At 40.6% G+C, this 15,839-nt stretch carries 15 protein-coding genes; 14 read left to right on the top strand and 1 reads right to left on the bottom strand.

All coding sequences use genetic code 11. The features are described 5' to 3' along the window. Positions 1–24: 24 nt before the first annotated feature. From creD to NK987_RS13725, 8 genes are all read left to right on the top strand, one after another. Positions 25–1,380, top strand: a complete 1,356-nt coding sequence (creD, locus tag NK987_RS13760) for a cell envelope integrity protein CreD (RefSeq protein ID WP_259264319.1) — start codon at positions 25–27, stop codon at positions 1,378–1,380. A 361-nt stretch (positions 1,381–1,741) separates the two neighbouring features. Further along, positions 1,742–2,602: a glycosyltransferase family 2 protein gene (locus NK987_RS13755; protein ID WP_259264318.1), complete on the top strand. Its 861-nt coding sequence runs from the start codon at positions 1,742–1,744 to the stop codon at positions 2,600–2,602. Positions 2,603–2,611: 9 nt separating this feature from the next. After that, positions 2,612–3,610 (top strand): stealth family protein, encoded by a 999-nt coding sequence (locus NK987_RS13750; protein WP_259264317.1) that lies wholly within the window; start codon positions 2,612–2,614, stop codon positions 3,608–3,610. Between the two features lie 13 nt (positions 3,611–3,623). Continuing rightward, the gene (gene rsgA / locus NK987_RS13745) at positions 3,624–4,547 is read left to right on the top strand and encodes a ribosome small subunit-dependent GTPase A (RefSeq protein WP_259264316.1); all 924 of its coding nucleotides are present in this window, start codon (positions 3,624–3,626) and stop codon (positions 4,545–4,547) included. A gap of 78 nt (positions 4,548–4,625) precedes the next feature. After that, positions 4,626–5,129, top strand: coding sequence for a phosphoribosyltransferase family protein (locus NK987_RS13740; protein WP_259264315.1), 504 nt, complete (start codon positions 4,626–4,628; stop codon positions 5,127–5,129). Positions 5,130–5,136: 7 nt separating this feature from the next. Further along, positions 5,137–5,958 carry a 3-methyl-2-oxobutanoate hydroxymethyltransferase gene (panB, locus tag NK987_RS13735; RefSeq protein ID WP_258422339.1) on the top strand — a complete coding sequence of 274 codons (822 nt, stop codon included), beginning with the start codon at positions 5,137–5,139 and terminating at the stop codon, positions 5,956–5,958. A gap of 166 nt (positions 5,959–6,124) precedes the next feature. Further along, on the top strand, positions 6,125–8,023 hold the full coding sequence (locus NK987_RS13730; protein ID WP_259264314.1) for a sensor histidine kinase: 1,899 nt from the start codon (positions 6,125–6,127) through the stop codon (positions 8,021–8,023). A gap of 2 nt (positions 8,024–8,025) precedes the next feature. Then, positions 8,026–8,649, top strand: a complete 624-nt coding sequence (locus tag NK987_RS13725; protein ID WP_258422337.1) for a response regulator — start codon at positions 8,026–8,028, stop codon at positions 8,647–8,649. Between the two features lie 3 nt (positions 8,650–8,652). On the opposite strand, the gene NK987_RS13720 is transcribed toward NK987_RS13725, so the two are convergent. After that, positions 8,653–10,761, bottom strand: a complete 2,109-nt coding sequence (locus tag NK987_RS13720; protein ID WP_259264313.1) for a T9SS type A sorting domain-containing protein — start codon at positions 10,759–10,761, stop codon at positions 8,653–8,655. Positions 10,762–11,042: 281 nt separating this feature from the next. On the opposite strand from NK987_RS13720, the gene NK987_RS13715 reads away from it, so the two are divergent. From NK987_RS13715 to bla, 6 genes are all read left to right on the top strand, one after another. Further along, positions 11,043–12,341, top strand: a complete 1,299-nt coding sequence (locus NK987_RS13715) for a UDP-N-acetylmuramoyl-tripeptide--D-alanyl-D-alanine ligase (protein ID WP_259264312.1) — start codon at positions 11,043–11,045, stop codon at positions 12,339–12,341. A gap of 165 nt (positions 12,342–12,506) precedes the next feature. Further along, a complete protein-coding gene (locus NK987_RS13710) occupies positions 12,507–12,881 on the top strand; it encodes a hypothetical protein (RefSeq protein WP_259264311.1) in 375 nt (124 codons plus the stop codon). 336 nt (positions 12,882–13,217) lie between these two features. Next, on the top strand, positions 13,218–13,460 hold the full coding sequence (locus NK987_RS13705; RefSeq protein ID WP_258422330.1) for a hypothetical protein: 243 nt from the start codon (positions 13,218–13,220) through the stop codon (positions 13,458–13,460). After that, the gene (locus tag NK987_RS13700; RefSeq protein ID WP_258422329.1) at positions 13,457–13,855 is read left to right on the top strand and encodes a type II toxin-antitoxin system VapC family toxin; all 399 of its coding nucleotides are present in this window, start codon (positions 13,457–13,459) and stop codon (positions 13,853–13,855) included. Before NK987_RS13705 ends, NK987_RS13700 begins: the two co-directional genes overlap by 4 nt. A gap of 131 nt (positions 13,856–13,986) precedes the next feature. Beyond that, positions 13,987–14,466, top strand: a complete 480-nt coding sequence (locus tag NK987_RS13695) for a GNAT family N-acetyltransferase (RefSeq protein WP_258422328.1) — start codon at positions 13,987–13,989, stop codon at positions 14,464–14,466. Positions 14,467–14,849: 383 nt separating this feature from the next. Continuing rightward, a complete protein-coding gene (bla, locus tag NK987_RS13690) occupies positions 14,850–15,641 on the top strand; it encodes a subclass B1 metallo-beta-lactamase (RefSeq protein WP_259264310.1) in 792 nt (263 codons plus the stop codon). Positions 15,642–15,839: the final 198 nt, after the last annotated feature.

Below are 15,839 nucleotides of genomic sequence, written 5' to 3'. Positions count from 1 at the left end.
TTCAAAGTACTTTCAAAAACAACTATGGAAAACTCTCAGCTCAAACCCCTTATCTCCCTCAAGTATTCAGTCACGCTCAAATTACTGATTATCGGATTTCTGGCATTGGTATTATTAATACCCAATGCATTTATCGTTTCTATCATCGAAGAAAGGTCTATTCTCAATGAGGAAGCCATCAAAGAAATCGGCTCCAAATGGGCCGAATCACAAGAAATCGTTGGACCGATCCTATCTATTCCTCTTGTCTACGAAACTGAAAAAGACGGAAAAAAAACCATCACAAATGAAGATTACCAGATCCTCCCCCACCAACTTAAAATCGAAGGAAAAGTACTTCCCGAAATCCTGAAGCGGGGGATATACAAAGGAGTTGTCTACCGCTCTGACCTCGTGATAAAGGGAAGCTTTGTCGTCTTGGATGATTTTGACAAAAAGGATTTTGTGGGTTTCAAAACTCACGAGGCCAAAGTTTCATTCGGAGTCACCGATCTCCGGGGAATTGAGGATGAGGTCGATTTTACCATAAATGGTGAAAAGAAACAGGTCAATCCCGGTACCGGAAACTTCAAGATGATTGCATCAGGATTCAGCATTTCCATGGGAGGAAGCGAACTTGTCGTGGGGGACAGTATCCCATTTACCATCCGGCTTAAGCTGAAGGGAAGCAAAAATCTTTCCTTTATCCCGACAGGAAAGACCACCGATGTACACATCCAATCTCCGTGGACAGCCCCAAAATTTGATGGAAAATTCCTGCCCAACAACAGGAACCTGAGCGAAGAAGGATTTACCGCAGACTGGAAAGTCCTCGAACTGAACAGGAATTTCCCTCAATCCTGGGTCAACAACGCCTATGCTGAAAACCTGAAATCAGCATCATTTGGAGTGGATTTACTTTCGCCGATGGAGGATTATCAAAAATCCACCAGGTCAGCTAAATATGCCCTGATGACGATAGGATTGACTTTCCTAATGTTTTTCCTTGTAGAGGTATTAGGCAAAAAGAACATCCATCCTTTCCAATATGCCATGGTGGGATTTGCCATCTGCCTTTTCTATATCCTGTTAGTCTCCATTTCAGAACAGGTCAGTTTCAATATTGCCTATCTGATTTCTACCATAGCAGTGGTGGGTACGATCTGTCTTTATTCACTTTCATTGTTCAAGGTAAAAAAATATACCTTCATCTTGGCGACAGTACTTCTTGGCTCGTTTGGATTCCTATTTGTGACTTTGCAGATGGAAGACTATGCGCTTTTGATGGGAAGTATCGGATTATTTATAATATTGGCTACCACGATGTATATCACTAGAAACATTGATTGGAACAGAATGAGCTTGGGAAAATCAGAGGAAAGTCCCGATCAAAGTTCCTGATTTTATCAAAGGGTTAGCTAAAAATTGCTCCAACAAAAAAGACCCAGCAATTTAACTTTCCATCTTTCAATCAGAAAGCCTTGAAATTTTTTCAAGGCTTTCTGAATTTTTTACGCAGCCTTTCTTTTCCTGATTTTGTCCCATCATACCTTTTTGGGCTAATTGAATTCTAATTCTACCAAGACCTGTCAATTGATATGAATAACAAACAGCCCTGATATTATTTACTGACAGTTACCAATTCCCATTTAAATCCTTTTTTAATTGATTCACTTAAATTCAACTGGTTTAAACTCCCCATTCATTTCATTTTAGTAACAATACGAGTACCTTTACAGGGCTTAGAAGCGATTCAAAATATATGCCTCAAACTCCTACAGCTACAAATATCAAGAAGGTTGCAGTGATTACCATGGCAAGAAATGATGATTTTTTCTTGACAAGGTGGATCAATTATTACGGCCGGGAATTGGGTAAAGAAAACCTCTATATTTATTTGGACGGGGAAGATCAGCCAATCCCGAAAAACGCCGATGGTGTCAATGTATTTCATGAAAAAAGGGTTGTTGAACATGTCGTTTCAGCAGAAAAACGCCGATTGGGCTTTTTATCTGACGTTGCCAAATCTTTGTTCAAGCGATACGACATCGTCATCGGCGTAGATGCTGATGAATTCCTGCTTGTGGATCCCAATTACGGCAAAACATTGGTCGAATATCTCAGCGAAATCGAAATCAATCCATCGGTTTCCGGACTTGGAATAGATGTAGGGCAGGTTTTGGGAAAAGAAAAAGACCTGGATATGGATTTACTTTTTTTAGACCAAAGGGAATATGCCCTGATTTCGTCCAGGTATACCAAACCTTCTGTGATCGCAAAACCGGTGAATTGGGGTTCAGGTTTTCATCGCGTAAAAGGCCACAATTTTAGGATTGATCCGGGTTTATTCCTGTTCCATTTTGGGTCTGTGGATTACAAAATGATTCAGGACCGCTTCTTGGACAAGGACAGGATGGCAACAGGGAGAGAAGGCCACATCAAAAAAAGAGCGAAAACCATAGATATCATCACCAACTCAGAACCCAAAGAAGACGAAAAATGGTTGGCAAGAGCGCGTACTTTTCAGACTTTATTCAGGCCGATCTATGCGCTCAATAAACCTTCAATGGCAAAGTGGAAATTGGTAGTCAAGATTCCTGTGCGGTTTAAAGGCATTGTTTAAAATACAGTTATGGATTCTGAAAAACAAGGACAGATAGACGCAGTGATCACTTGGGTTGACGGCAATGATCCAAAACACCAACTGAAATTAGAAAAAGCATTGGGGGGTAAATCAAGAAGAAAAATCCCCGGTGCAGACAACACGCGATTTGGAAATGCCAATGAACTGAAATACTGTCTACTGTCCATCCTGACTTTTGCTCCATTTATCAGAAAGATTTTTATTGTCACAGATGAGCAAGACCCCAATGTAATTCCCTTTATCGAACAAGACTTCCCTGAAAGGGTCAATGACATCAGGATTGTAGATCATCAGGAAATTTTCAGGGGATATGAAAAATACCTGCCCACATTCAACAGCAGGTCCATAGAATCTGTGATTTGGAGAATCGAAGGCATGTCTGATAATTTTGTTTTTTTTAGTGATGACATGTTTTTGGTCAAAGAAATCAAGCCCGAGGACTTGTTTGTCCAAAATCGACCGGTCATGAGAGGGACATGGCTGTTGACGCCTGTGCTTCGAAAAGCATGGAATTCCTTAAGGAAGGGTGTGAATAAAAATATTTTGAACAATCATGATTTTCAGCCCAAGCCGTCTTTTCATTTTGGGCAATGGAATGCGGCTGCCCTCTTAGGGTTTAAATGGAGGTATTTTTTTTCAAGCCACACGCCTCATGCCGTAAGCAAGAAGACATTAGAAACATATTTTAATGAGAACCCGGAAATTCTGGAAAATCAGATTTCATTTAAATTCCGCCACAACGATCAGTTCAATTTTGCATCATTGACGTATCATCTGGAAATCCGATCCGGTAACACCAATTTTGCGAAACCTATATTTTCATTTTTGCATCCCTATGGACGGAAGGAAGGGTATGTCGACAGGAAAATCAAAAAATGTGTTGAAAATCCAGAGATCAAATTCATGAATGTCCAAAGTCTGGAATTGTGCAATAAAAGCGATCAGGAGAAAATAATCAGATGGATGGAAGGGAATTTAAAAGCCTAAAGGCTTCCAAAATATGAAAGGAAGGGTACTCAAATCCACAGGAAGCTGGTACACGGTCAAAACAGAAAAAGGCCTTGTCAATGCCCGCTTGAGGGGAAAATTCAAGCAGGATGATCTGAAATTGACAAATCCAATATCAGTTGGAGATTATGTCGAGCTCGAGCAGGAAGCGGACCAACCCTCATCTGTCATCACGGATATCCTTCCGAGGGAAAATTACATCATCCGTAAATCCACAAGAAAAAACCATTTTTCACACATCATCGCTTCCAATATCGACCAGGCTTTTTTGATCATCACATTAAAAAATCCGAGAACATCGCTTGGATTCATTGACCGGTTTTTGGTCAGCACGGAGAGCTTCAGGATTCCAACTTCCATTTTGGTCAATAAAATGGACATGGATTACAAAGACAAAGACATGGAATACCTAGAAGACATCAAGGATATCTATGTTCCTTTGGGATATCCGGTCTATGAAATTTCTGCCCTGAACAGTACCGTATTGCAGGAACAATTCCTGCCGCTGCTCAAAGGAAAAACCACTTTGCTTTCTGGCCACTCCGGTGTTGGCAAATCCACCTTACTCAATAAAATCGTCCCCGAAGCGGTGCAGGCCACCAAGGAAATTTCCAAATTCAGCGCCAAAGGAGTACACACGACCACCTTTGCCGAGATGTTTGAAATCGAAGACGGAGGCTACCTGATCGATACTCCCGGGATCAAAGAATTTGGGATTTTGGATATCGATGAATTTGAGCTGTCCCACTATTTTCCGGAGTTTAGAAAATACCTCGGTCAGTGCCGCTACAACAACTGTCAGCACCTCAATGAACCGGGATGTGTGGTTAGGCAAAAACTTGAGGAAGGATTTATCCATCCTTACCGCTATGACAGCTATGTCAAAATCCTGACTGAAGAGGATGACTTTCGGTAGAGGGAAGTCAGAAGTTTGATTCAGAAGCTTTGAAACCACCGCCAATTGATTTAATTTTCCTTTTTCAAAAACAAGCCCATGAGCAAGACAAAGACTTTGGTACTGAACCACCGTCAGATCAGCCAAAAAATCACCCGCATGGCCTATGAAATCTATGAGCGCAATGCCTCCGAATCCAGCATTGTCTTTGCAGGCATCACAGGGATGGGTCATCAGCTCGCAGAATCATTGGCAGGCGCTCTGAAGGAAATTTCACCTTTAGAAATCACAGTGCTCGAAATTATCCTTGACAAATCAGACGTCACAAGAGGTGAAGTCTCCCTTTCTTCACATGCTGATTTGACCAATAAATGTATCGTAGTGGTGGATGATGTCCTCAATACCGGCAAAACTTTGGTCTATGCTTTATTGCCATTTCTTGAATCTTCTGTCAAAAAAATCGAGGTTGCCGTTTTGGTCAACCGAAGCCATAAGCTATTCCCTGTAAGTCCGGATTACACGGGATTGGAATTAGCGACCACGCTCAGCGAGCATATATCCGTTGACCTTTCTTCCCAAAACCACACCGTACACCTTCATTAAGTCTCCCATGTCTGTCCACAATTCCTCCAATATCAAAAGAATCACCACCCACACCATGCAGGAAATGAAAACCCGTGGTGAAAAAATTTCGATGTTGACCGCTTACGATTTTTCCATGGCGGGGATTATTGATGCTGCAGGAATTGATATCATCCTTGTCGGTGATTCCGCCTCCAATGTCATGGCAGGACATGAAACTACCCTTCCGATTACCTTGGATCAGATGATTTACCATGCCACTTCAGTGGTCAGGGCAGTTTCAAGGGCATTTGTGGTGGTCGACATTCCTTTTGGTTCCTATCAGGGCAACAGTTCGGAGGCACTTAGGTCTGCTATCAGAATCATGAAAGAATCCGGTGCCCATGGCATCAAAGTGGAAGGAGGAGCTGAGATCAAAGAATCAGTCGTAAGGATTCTGAGTGCAGGTGTTCCGGTCATGGGTCATTTGGGTTTGACTCCACAGTCTATCTATAAATTTGGAACGTACACCGTCCGTGCCAAAGAAGAGGAAGAGGCAAACAAACTGATCGAAGATGCCAAATTGCTGGAAGCTTGCGGCTGCTTTGCCATTGTATTGGAAAAAATTCCGGCTTCTTTGGCCAAGCAGGTTGCCGAAACAGTCAGCATTCCGGTCATTGGCATCGGTGCGGGTCCGGATGTAGATGGACAGGTATTGGTGGTGCATGACATGCTAGGTATCAATCAGGAATTCAAACCAAGGTTTCTGCGTCAATATGCCAACCTTCAGGGCATCATGACCAAAGCGGTTCAAGATTATATCAAGGATGTCAAATCAAAGAACTTCCCAACCAAAGAGGAGAGTTATTGAGGGTTTGAATCAGGTTTTTGAGTCATTTTGGCATTTTGACAGTTTTGCCTTATTTGGTAATTGTATTTGAATAAAATTTTTTTTTGATATTTTTTATTGGAATTATCTATTCTTATAGAATAATTTCTTTTACTTTCCAATTGAAAAATGCTTCTTAAGCCCACCCATGAAATACCTGTTTCTGGCTTTTCTCCTCATTTCCTTTTCCGGTAATGCCCAAGATCTTGGGGTGATTTTGGACAGTGCATTGCAGTCAGGTGAAAAACAACAATACTTTTTTTCGGAGGCTAAAAAACTGATCAATAATAATAAGGACAAAGCGGATTATCTTTTTGCGCTTCACCGCTACCACAGTATTCGCAATGAAAGAGACTCCATGCTTTTGGTAGAAAAAGAGCTGATTCCCCTGTTGGATTCTTTTTCGGATAGGATCAGAAAATCAAATGTATTCGAGCGTATTGCCTACTATTATGAAAGTGCCGGATTGTACGACCAAGCCATCCAACATTACTTAATGGCAGTAGAGGAGATCTTGCCTACCAATCGGGCTGAACTTATCAGTGATTTATACAGGTCATTGTCCCAAGTCCACCGCTTGTTTAAGGATTATGACAAAGCTGTCTTTTATGGTAAAAAATCCTTCGAAGCAGTGGAATTTGAAGAGGACAAATTCCTGACTTATAAATCGAGGGCCTTGAATATCATCGGGGCGGCTTTTAGTGAAATGAAGATTCCTGACAGTACCGTCTATTATTACAATAGAGTTTTGGAATTTATCCCTGCCTTGGACTCCATGACAGTGGCACCTACCATCGTGAATGCAGGATATGCATATTTGCTGAAAGGGGATATCGAAAAAGCAAGGGATTATACCAATGCAGGTTTGAGACTGTATGAAAAATCAGACAATGATTACGCCAAAGCTGTGATCTATATCAATCTTGGAATGATTGAAAACGCCGCGAAAAATTATCCTCTTGCTTTGGCTTTGTTGGATTCGGGCATTGTCTACACCGAAAAATCCCAATATGCCGAACTCTACACTTGGATTTATGACGAACAATCCAAGATCTATAAAGCCACAGGTAACTATCCCAAAGCAATCAGCAGTATGGAAAATTTGTTGGGCATCAAAGATTCTTTGTTTGTATCAGAAAGGGCAAAAGTCGCAAAAGACCTGGAAATAAAATTCCAAACTGCTCTTAAAGACCAAGAGATCAAAGATAGAGAGGCAGAAATCCTCGAAAAAGAGCAAAGTCTTCAGCGGGTTTTAATCCTTACTTTTTTGCTCATGGTTATCGTCAGCCTCTTGATTACTGTCCATTTTTTGAATAAAAACAGGTTCAAAAAGAAGCAGCAGATTCTCCAAAAAGAAAAAGAATTAAGCATTAAGGAAGCTTACCTGCACGCCGCTTTGGAATCACAGGAAACAGAAAGAAAGCGTTTTGCACAAGACCTGCATGACGGATTCGGACAACTCATTTCTGCCTTACAACTCAATATTCTTCAAATCAGAAACAAGACCAACCTGGAGGAAAAATTAATTACCGTGGAGAGAAGTGAGTTGATTTTAAAGGAAATGCATAGCGAAATTCGCAATATCGCATTCAACCTGATGCCGGCAACTTTGATTCGATCAGGACTCAAGGAAGCAATCAGTGAATTTGCACATCGGATCCATACTTCGGGGGCCGTCAAAGTCGAAACCTATACGCATGGCTTGGAGGAAAGGCTGAGCGAAATGCAGGAGATCTCTTTGTACAGGGTGATCCAAGAATGGGTGAATAATATCCTCAAATATGCTGAAGCTACGTCAATAACCATCCAATTGGTCCGTCATGAGGATGAAGTAAGCATCATGATTGAAGATGACGGGAGAGGGTTTGACCCTGCAATATTGGAAAAAGGGAAAGGAAATGGTTGGCGAAATATCCAATCCAGACTGCAAAGAATCTCTGCAACTTGGGAGTTGGATTCCCAACCGGACCGTAGGGGAAGTACTATGCTTATTTTCCTTCCTATACCTTCAAAAGAAAAATTAATTGCGATAAAGCAGGAAAAATAGATATGTCATTAAAAATATTGTTGGTCGACGATCATGAAATTTTACTTGACGGGATCAAAAGTATCCTGGCCAAGGAAATTTCATTGACAGTGATCGGTGAAGTCAATACAGCATACAAAGCTTTGGATTTTATCAAAACCAACCCGGTGGATTTGATGGTTACAGATTTTAATCTACCGGAAATGAATGGGCTGTCATTGATCAGGATGGTTAAAAAAATACAGCCAGATTTAAAAATCCTCATGCTGAGTATGCACGATGAGATTCATTTGGTAAGAGAAATCATCAAAGAAGAAATCAATGGATATGTTTTGAAAAGTGAATCACATGAGGAATTGCTCAAAGCCATAGAATCTATAAACCAAGGCGAGACTTATTTTAGCTCAGGGATCAATGCGGTATTGGAAAGCAGCCAAAGGCTTCAAGAAGAAACCCAATTGCTGTCTGAACGGGAAAAGGAAATCCTCAAACTTCTTGTGCAGGAAATCCCAAACAAAAGCATCGGTGAAAAACTCTATATCTCTGAACGGACGGTGGAAACCCACCGAAAGAATATTTTCAAAAAAACCAAAAACAACACTTTGGCAGGATTGGTATTGTTTGCATACAAAAACGGCTTGATCTGAGAATTACCACACCACTATTTTTTGGCTTTTACTTTTCCCTTCTGCGTTGGTAAACCGTGCGATATACAATCCTGGTGCCAAAGGAAGCGTAATTTCCAATTCTGAATTTGCAGTCAACTCAAAACTGCCCACTATTTCCTGACCCAAACTGCTGATCAAAGTCACAGAAGATGTTTGGGAAGCTATAAGTTTAAATGAACCTCTGTTGGGATTGGGATAAACTTTGACCAACAAATCTTCTTCACCCGGCAAGGGACCTTCTGCCTGAAATTTCAGGTATTCCAACCCTCCCGCTGTATTTCCCAAGACCAAATCCCTTTCGTCAGTAAATGGCTTTGGCAAAGAAGTGATCCAGGTATTTCTTCCCAACCTGCTTTGGGAAGTGGCAGTAGGAGATGTTGTTACCAAAATGGTCTCTCGCTCCACCTGATTCATAAAGTCAGGGATATAGACCAAAACTCCTCTTTGATCAACAGCGTAAAGAGAGGGGTTTTTTCCTGGGACAACATGGACATTTAGGTTGCGGGATCCGGGATTGTCAGTATATCCCAGAAAATCACTTTGTACCAATTTGATGTTTTCAGCATTGGAAAAGTCGAAGAAGAAAAGAAGTAATTCTCCAGTTTGTCTTGCGAGCAAAAGATAATCTTTTCCCTCAAATGAAAACATTTCGATTTGATCCTGACCAACTGGAGATCGGTTTGGAATGAATATCTGTTTCATCTGGCCAAAATCAGGATTGGTGCCATAAAAAACCAGACGGCGCAGTGAATTATTGACCGTATCAAGGCCCGTGATCCAGTATGTCTCCTGATTGGCAGCATTAAGGTATTCAAAATACTGGAGGTCAGTAAAATCCAATTGAGACAAACCCAAATAGTCGTTTTCTACCAACTCCCAACGCTCACCGCTGACTACATACCGATGAGCCATACCAATGTTCCTTCCTCCTACAAACGAATTGGCAGTGACAATCATTTCCCCGGAAGTGGACAGACCTTTGAAGAACGGCCTGCTGTTTTCTCCCAAATCCAATATCTCCGACTGCAAAAACGGGCTTTTGCTTGGCAAGCCAGAACTTCCCTTGGAAATTTGAAACACATTTTCGGAAAAGTCTGATTTGAATACCCCGGCTGAAGCTGAGGAATTGCTACTCACAATCAGGCTATTTTGCCAAGGGTAGGCAGCATGGTAAATGGGAAAATCCGGCAAAGTCCCAAAATCAGGAACATCCTGCGAAAAAGCATCAAACAAAGGTTCTAGATCGGTTCCTTTGTTGGGCAAATAATAGAGTGAATTGCATTCATCCCTTCCCAAAAGCAAATCCCTCACCCCATCATTATCAAAGTCTGAATACAAAACTGAATGTCCTCCGGTATGCAGGATTCTTGCTGATTCATCGGCATCTGCCAACCTTCCCATCGGAAGTCCTTCACAGGTAATCCCAAAACTGAAATTCCCGCATCCGCAGAATTCGAATCTGCCCCACCAAGGTTCGGGAAAAGCAAAACCGTCGATGTCCGCAGTTCCTTTCCTTTCCACACTTGTATTGAGGTAAAAGTCTATATAGTCTCCCAAATTAAATGAGGCTATATCCAGATCCCCGTCGCCGTCAATATCAAGGACCATGGGAATGTCTAGGTTATTGGCGGTGAGGTTGGAGCCGTTTTCCAGTCTGAGAAAATTTTGGGCGACTTCCCACTTTGGAAATGAATCTCCTGAATTACTGACATTTTTATAAGCCTTGATCCCAAAAGGGGAACTTGTAAACAAATCCTTTCTGCCATCCAGGTTAAAATCTGCCAAAATCAAAAAGCCATTGATGTCATTGGGGAAAAAATAGCTCATTTCGGGAAGGTATTTGAACTCCCCACCGATTTCTTCAAAAACCAAAACCCTTCTTGCATTGATATCCCAAACGACCCATTCTTCCTCTCCGTCTGCGTTGACATCCATTCTCTGGTATTGGGAAGCATTGATCCCTACTGCAAAAGGAAGAGGGATTTCAATCCCATTTTGACTTATTTTTTTGTTTTGGTCAAAAGAAAAAGTCTGTTGCGCCACTACCAAGGTGCAGGTCGAAAAAAACAAAATCAGAATCAAATACCTCATCAAAACAGAATTTTATATGCCATAAAATTAAACGAATGAATTTGATATAAGATGTTTGGAGGTCCTTTTTGATTTACGATTTTTGATTTAAGATTTACGGACATCTTTCTAGCATTTGAGCATTATTGGTATTTTGACTCTGTAAATGTCAGCTTATTAAAACCTGGATTAAAGTTCAAGAGCAGTGGCTATGGACTGTCGACCGTGGTCTGTGGTCAATTCACTTGATTTACTGGCAACATTCCCGATAATCATATAATTTTAGCCATACAAAAATATTTATGAGCATCGAATCCCTTTATTCCCATTTTCTACAATCCACAGGTGTAAGCACAGACACAAGAAAGATCGGCCAAGGCAATATCTTTTTTGCACTGAAAGGTCCAAACTTCAATGCCAACGACTTTGCTCCAAAGGCTTTGGAAGCCGGCGCAAGCTTGGTGGTAGTCGATGAGCAAAGGGTAATTCCGGAGGGAGATCCGAGGTACTTTTTGGTGGACGCTGTTTTATTGGCTTTGCAAAAGTTAGCCAATCACCACCGGCACCAACTTCCTATTCCGATCATCGGACTGACAGGAAGCAATGGAAAGACCACTTCCAAAGAACTCCTGCATGCCGTCCTGAAGCAAAAATTCAAAACCTCTGCCACTGTCGGCAATCTCAATAACCACATCGGCGTACCCCTGACTTTGCTCGCCATCACCCCCGATACCGAAATCGCGATCGTAGAAATGGGCGCCAACAAGCAGGGCGACATCAAGGAACTTTGCGATATCGCCGAACCGACCCATGGGTTTATCACTAACATCGGCAAAGCGCATCTCGAGGGAATGGGCGGTCCGGAAGGCGTGCTCAAAACCAAAACCGAACTTTTTCAACACCTGAGAGAAAACAAGGGAACCGTTTTCATCAACAGCCAAGACCCGATCCTTTCCAACATGGCCAAGCGGTTTGAGAATCCGATTCTTTATCCGGCGAAAGGAGATTTTTGTGAAGTGACTTTCGAAGGGGCAGATCCCTTTGTGAGATTCCGTGTGGAAGGAGAGGATAAAATCCACCTTTCCGCACTGATCGGAGCGTATAATTTTGGAAATATCGCGACTGCCTTGACACTTGGAAAGTACTTCGGTGTGCCGATGGACCAAGCCGTGGCAGGCATCGTTTCCTATCAGCCATCCAATATGCGCTCCCAACTGATCGAAAAAAGAAGCAACCTCATCATCCTCGATGCCTACAATGCCAACCCTTCCAGCATGGAAGTAGCGATTAAGACTTTTGGGGAAATGAGCGGTAAAAAGCATAAAATGATCATCCTTGGCGATATGTACGAATTGGGTGAACATACCGAACCGGAACACCAAAAACTTGGGGAATGGGTCAGCCAATACAAGTTTGACAAGATCTGCTTTACCGGCAAGCATGTGCACGCAGCGCTATCAAAGGCTCCGATTTCTGCCCTGTATTTTCCCGACCCTTTTTCCTTCAGAAACTGGCTGCAGGATTCCCAACTAGAGGATTACCTGATCCTGATCAAAGGAAGCAGGGGGATGAAGTTGGAAGGATTGGTGGATTTTATTTGAGGAAACCTAGTTAAGTCCCAATTGGAAGATTTTTAATTGAATAACCAAAGGTATTTTAACCCTATTTTTTGGTGGGGTATGTATAGCTTTGGTATATATATAAGTAAGTTATAGGCAACCTTATGAAACAACCACCGAACAATAGACAGACAAATAGACAACACTATGTTTGAAGAGTTTAGAATCAAATATTTAGGAATTCAACCTGTAGCTAAAGTGACAACCCTTCGACTTGAAAGACTTATTGCAAGAGAGTTTCCCAAGCATATTGACGAAGTAACTTTAAAGTTGTACAAAGTCAAGGGTGATAATCCTAACGGAATAAATAGAATATCATCAGCAATCTTAAAGCTTGCAAACAAAGACTTATCGTCAATTGACCATTACATTGAAATGGCTAATGCTGACAGTAGAGATGTTTTATCACTAGCAGAATATCCGAGATGTTCCAAAATTGGTTTTGACGACTTTGACAAGAACCAAATGAAAAGTGTTTATTTGGACGACTGGAGAGAATATTCCAAATGGCTAAACGACTAAACTATAAGAGCAAAAAACCAATTTGACAGCAGCGACAGAAGAACGGCAGCTTGTAACAGCACATTTGAAATAGGCGGGGTTTCATACTCCGCAGACAGGTTTACGGTAACCCCGCTAGGTGTAGATTGTCTCTACACCTTTTTATTTAGTAGAATTTGCAATTCAAATTAGCAAGAATTACCTTTCATTTGGGTGTTTGGTTGAATAGTTCAAATGCAAATAGTGATACAAGTGAAATGGGCGACTTAATAAAGAAAAAGAAAAGAGAGTTGGGAATTTAATTTTACAAATCATTTACCATCAATCTATTAATTCCTTAAATTGAAGAAAAAAAGCATGGCAAACCTTACTTTAAATAATAAGACTTTGGAAAAGTATTTTGGTATGTTGCGAGGTCTAGATGATCTTTCCAAGAAAAAGCTTATCATAAAATTAACCGAATCTCTTGAAAAAAAAGAAGAGAAAGTTGACATGAAAACCCTTTTTGGAGCATGGGAAGACAACAAAGATTCTGATGAAATCATCAAAGAAATTAGAGAATCAAGAGTTGAAAAAGCAGAAGATCCTGGTTTCGAATGAAATATCTTTTAGACACAAATATCTGCATCCATTTTTTAAGAGGAAAATTTGGAATGATAGAAAAGTTTCAGGAATTAGGAACTGAAAACTTTGCTATTTCTGAAATTACATTTGCTGAACTAGTGTTTGGAGCTGAAAACAGCACTAATCCTAAAAAGAATCTTGAATTAATTGAGATTTTTTCAAATCAAGTATTAATCCTCCCGATTTTTAATGCCATCTACCTATATGGAAAAGAGAAAGCCCGATTAAGGTCAAAAGGCTTGATGATAAGCGATTTTGATCTATTAATCGGATGTACCGCAGTGGATAAAGACCTGATTATGGTGACAGAAAATCAAAAAGAATTTGAAAGAATTTCAGGTATTGAAATCGAAAATTGGGTAAAGAGATAAAATAAATTTTCGCTAACATTAACTTGGATACAGCGAGCGGAACCGGGGGACTCTGGGGAAGTCACGGCATAAAGCTGGAAGGATTGGTGGATTTTATATGAGGGTTGAAAAAATAACTGAAAAATAGCCAAATGATCACCATAGAGAGCTTTCAATTGAATGACCAAAATGAGGTTAAAGATTTTGTTCTGAACATTCAGAATAACGAATTCCTTTTAGGTTTTTCAGAAATGGATCAGCCGGACCTTATTGATATTGCACATTTCTATCGTGACGGTGGTTTTTGGACAGCTAAAAGCCAAAACGAAATTGTAGGCACTATAGGACTTCAAAAAATAGATGTCCACAATGCAGTGCTGAGAAAAATGTTTGTCAAGAAAGAGTTGAGGGGGAGAGAATTAAGTATTGCCCAAAAACTTTTCGACACATTATTTGAAGAGGCAAAAATGAAAGGCTTTCAAACCATTTGGCTTGATACGCCTGCAGTGGCAACTGCCTCCCATCAATTTTACGAGAGAAACGGGTTTATCCAATCAGACAAACAAAACTTACCCAATGGCTATGTTTTTCCTGACAAAAATTCTAAGATTTATAAATTAACCTTGAAGTAATTCCATCACCAAAGGAAGCTTGCGCAGGAGGAGGGACGGAAGGGTGGATTTTATACGAGGGAAAACATGCTATATTGAAACAACTTTTTAAATTGATAAAGAAAGAAGCCTATAAACTTTATGAATATGAAAAAACTTACAAAAGTGGTTTTAGTAATTGTATGGACCTTGAGTTTAGCATTTTTGATCATAGCCCTGACTGACATATATCCCGACAATATTTTTAAGGATTATAAGTTTTTAGTGGGTATTGGATTCATCTTGATAACAGGATTAATAAGTGTGGCTTTTAAGAAAATTCTTAAAACCGCTTAGATTTCTTTCGGAATTCAAAAAGGTAAATGATATATCTTTAGAAACTGAAAAAAACCACTACTGATCCAATGAAAGCCATCATCAAAAGCCTTTTTGTAATTGTAATTTCTCTGACAGCTGTTAATTGTTTTGCGCAAGGACAAGATGCCTTCAGTCCTAAAGAAGTATACAAATCCAATGATTTGATTATTACCCAAGTTGCCCCGAATTCTTTTGTGCATACCTCATTTTTGCAGACAAATGATTTTGGAAACGTTCCCTGCAACGGGCTGATTGTCAGAAACAGCGATGAAACCATCATTTTTGACACACCCACTAATAATGAAAGCTCCGAAGAATTGATCAGATGGGTCAATCAAGAGCTGAATTGTAAGATAAACGCCATCATTCCAACCCATTTCCATAATGATTGTCTTGCCGGGCTTCAGGCATTTAATGACCACAACATCCCGTCTTACGCACATGTCAAAACCATTGCACTTGCCAAAGAAAATGATTTTGTCATCCCCCAAAATGGCTTCAGCGATTCCCTTACCCTAAGTGTGGGGAATGGAATTATCATGGCCCGGTATTTTGGAGAAGGACATACTAGAGACAATATCGTGGGATATTTTCCTAGTGAAGACGTACTTTTTGGAGGTTGTTTGATAAAAGAAATGAATGCAAGCAAAGGATTTCTAGGGGATGCAAATGTGGAGATTTGGTCCGCTACTGTGGAGGAAATTAAAAATAGATTCCCTGATGTTGAAATTGTCGTCCCTGGACACGGAAAACACGGCGGCAGCAGCTTGCTTGACTATACCATCAGATTATTCCAGACGAGACATTTTGGTGATAAAAAAATAAGCGGACTCAATTGATGGGTTAAGAAGGTTGGTAATTAAGGAAAATCACAAAGACTGATTTCATTAGACAATTGTGGCATATGTGTTAAACTTCAAGACCTTTTGGGGTTTTGAAAGGGAGTGTTCATTAAACTGTGTCATTTCCTTCAAACCGTTCATCAAAGTAAGCAATTAGGTCTTTTCGTATGGAAGGCCAAGCGAATATTGAACCGT

Origin of the sequence: Aquiflexum gelatinilyticum (genome assembly GCF_024813435.1) — a bacterium.
In the GTDB taxonomy this organism is placed as follows: Bacteria; Bacteroidota; Bacteroidia; order Cytophagales; family Cyclobacteriaceae; genus Cognataquiflexum; species Cognataquiflexum gelatinilyticum.
This window is presented reverse-complemented; position numbering and strand designations above follow the sequence as displayed.

What these genes read in the sequence shown, in the direction of transcription:
- creD (WP_259264319.1), top strand. Translation starts at nt 25, where the DNA reads ATGGAAAACTCTCAGCTCAAACCCCTTATCTCCCTCAAGTATTCAGTC.
- NK987_RS13755 (WP_259264318.1), top strand. Translation starts at nt 1,742, where the DNA reads ATGCCTCAAACTCCTACAGCTACAAATATCAAGAAGGTTGCAGTGATT.
- NK987_RS13750 (WP_259264317.1), top strand. Translation starts at nt 2,612, where the DNA reads ATGGATTCTGAAAAACAAGGACAGATAGACGCAGTGATCACTTGGGTT.
- rsgA (WP_259264316.1), top strand. Translation starts at nt 3,624, where the DNA reads ATGAAAGGAAGGGTACTCAAATCCACAGGAAGCTGGTACACGGTCAAA.
- NK987_RS13740 (WP_259264315.1), top strand. Translation starts at nt 4,626, where the DNA reads ATGAGCAAGACAAAGACTTTGGTACTGAACCACCGTCAGATCAGCCAA.
- panB (WP_258422339.1), top strand. Translation starts at nt 5,137, where the DNA reads ATGTCTGTCCACAATTCCTCCAATATCAAAAGAATCACCACCCACACC.
- NK987_RS13730 (WP_259264314.1), top strand. Translation starts at nt 6,125, where the DNA reads ATGAAATACCTGTTTCTGGCTTTTCTCCTCATTTCCTTTTCCGGTAAT.
- NK987_RS13725 (WP_258422337.1), top strand. Translation starts at nt 8,026, where the DNA reads ATGTCATTAAAAATATTGTTGGTCGACGATCATGAAATTTTACTTGAC.
- NK987_RS13720 (WP_259264313.1), bottom strand. Translation starts at nt 10,761, where the DNA reads ATGAGGTATTTGATTCTGATTTTGTTTTTTTCGACCTGCACCTTGGTA.
- NK987_RS13715 (WP_259264312.1), top strand. Translation starts at nt 11,043, where the DNA reads ATGAGCATCGAATCCCTTTATTCCCATTTTCTACAATCCACAGGTGTA.
- NK987_RS13710 (WP_259264311.1), top strand. Translation starts at nt 12,507, where the DNA reads ATGTTTGAAGAGTTTAGAATCAAATATTTAGGAATTCAACCTGTAGCT.
- NK987_RS13705 (WP_258422330.1), top strand. Translation starts at nt 13,218, where the DNA reads ATGGCAAACCTTACTTTAAATAATAAGACTTTGGAAAAGTATTTTGGT.
- NK987_RS13700 (WP_258422329.1), top strand. Translation starts at nt 13,457, where the DNA reads ATGAAATATCTTTTAGACACAAATATCTGCATCCATTTTTTAAGAGGA.
- NK987_RS13695 (WP_258422328.1), top strand. Translation starts at nt 13,987, where the DNA reads ATGATCACCATAGAGAGCTTTCAATTGAATGACCAAAATGAGGTTAAA.
- bla (WP_259264310.1), top strand. Translation starts at nt 14,850, where the DNA reads ATGAAAGCCATCATCAAAAGCCTTTTTGTAATTGTAATTTCTCTGACA.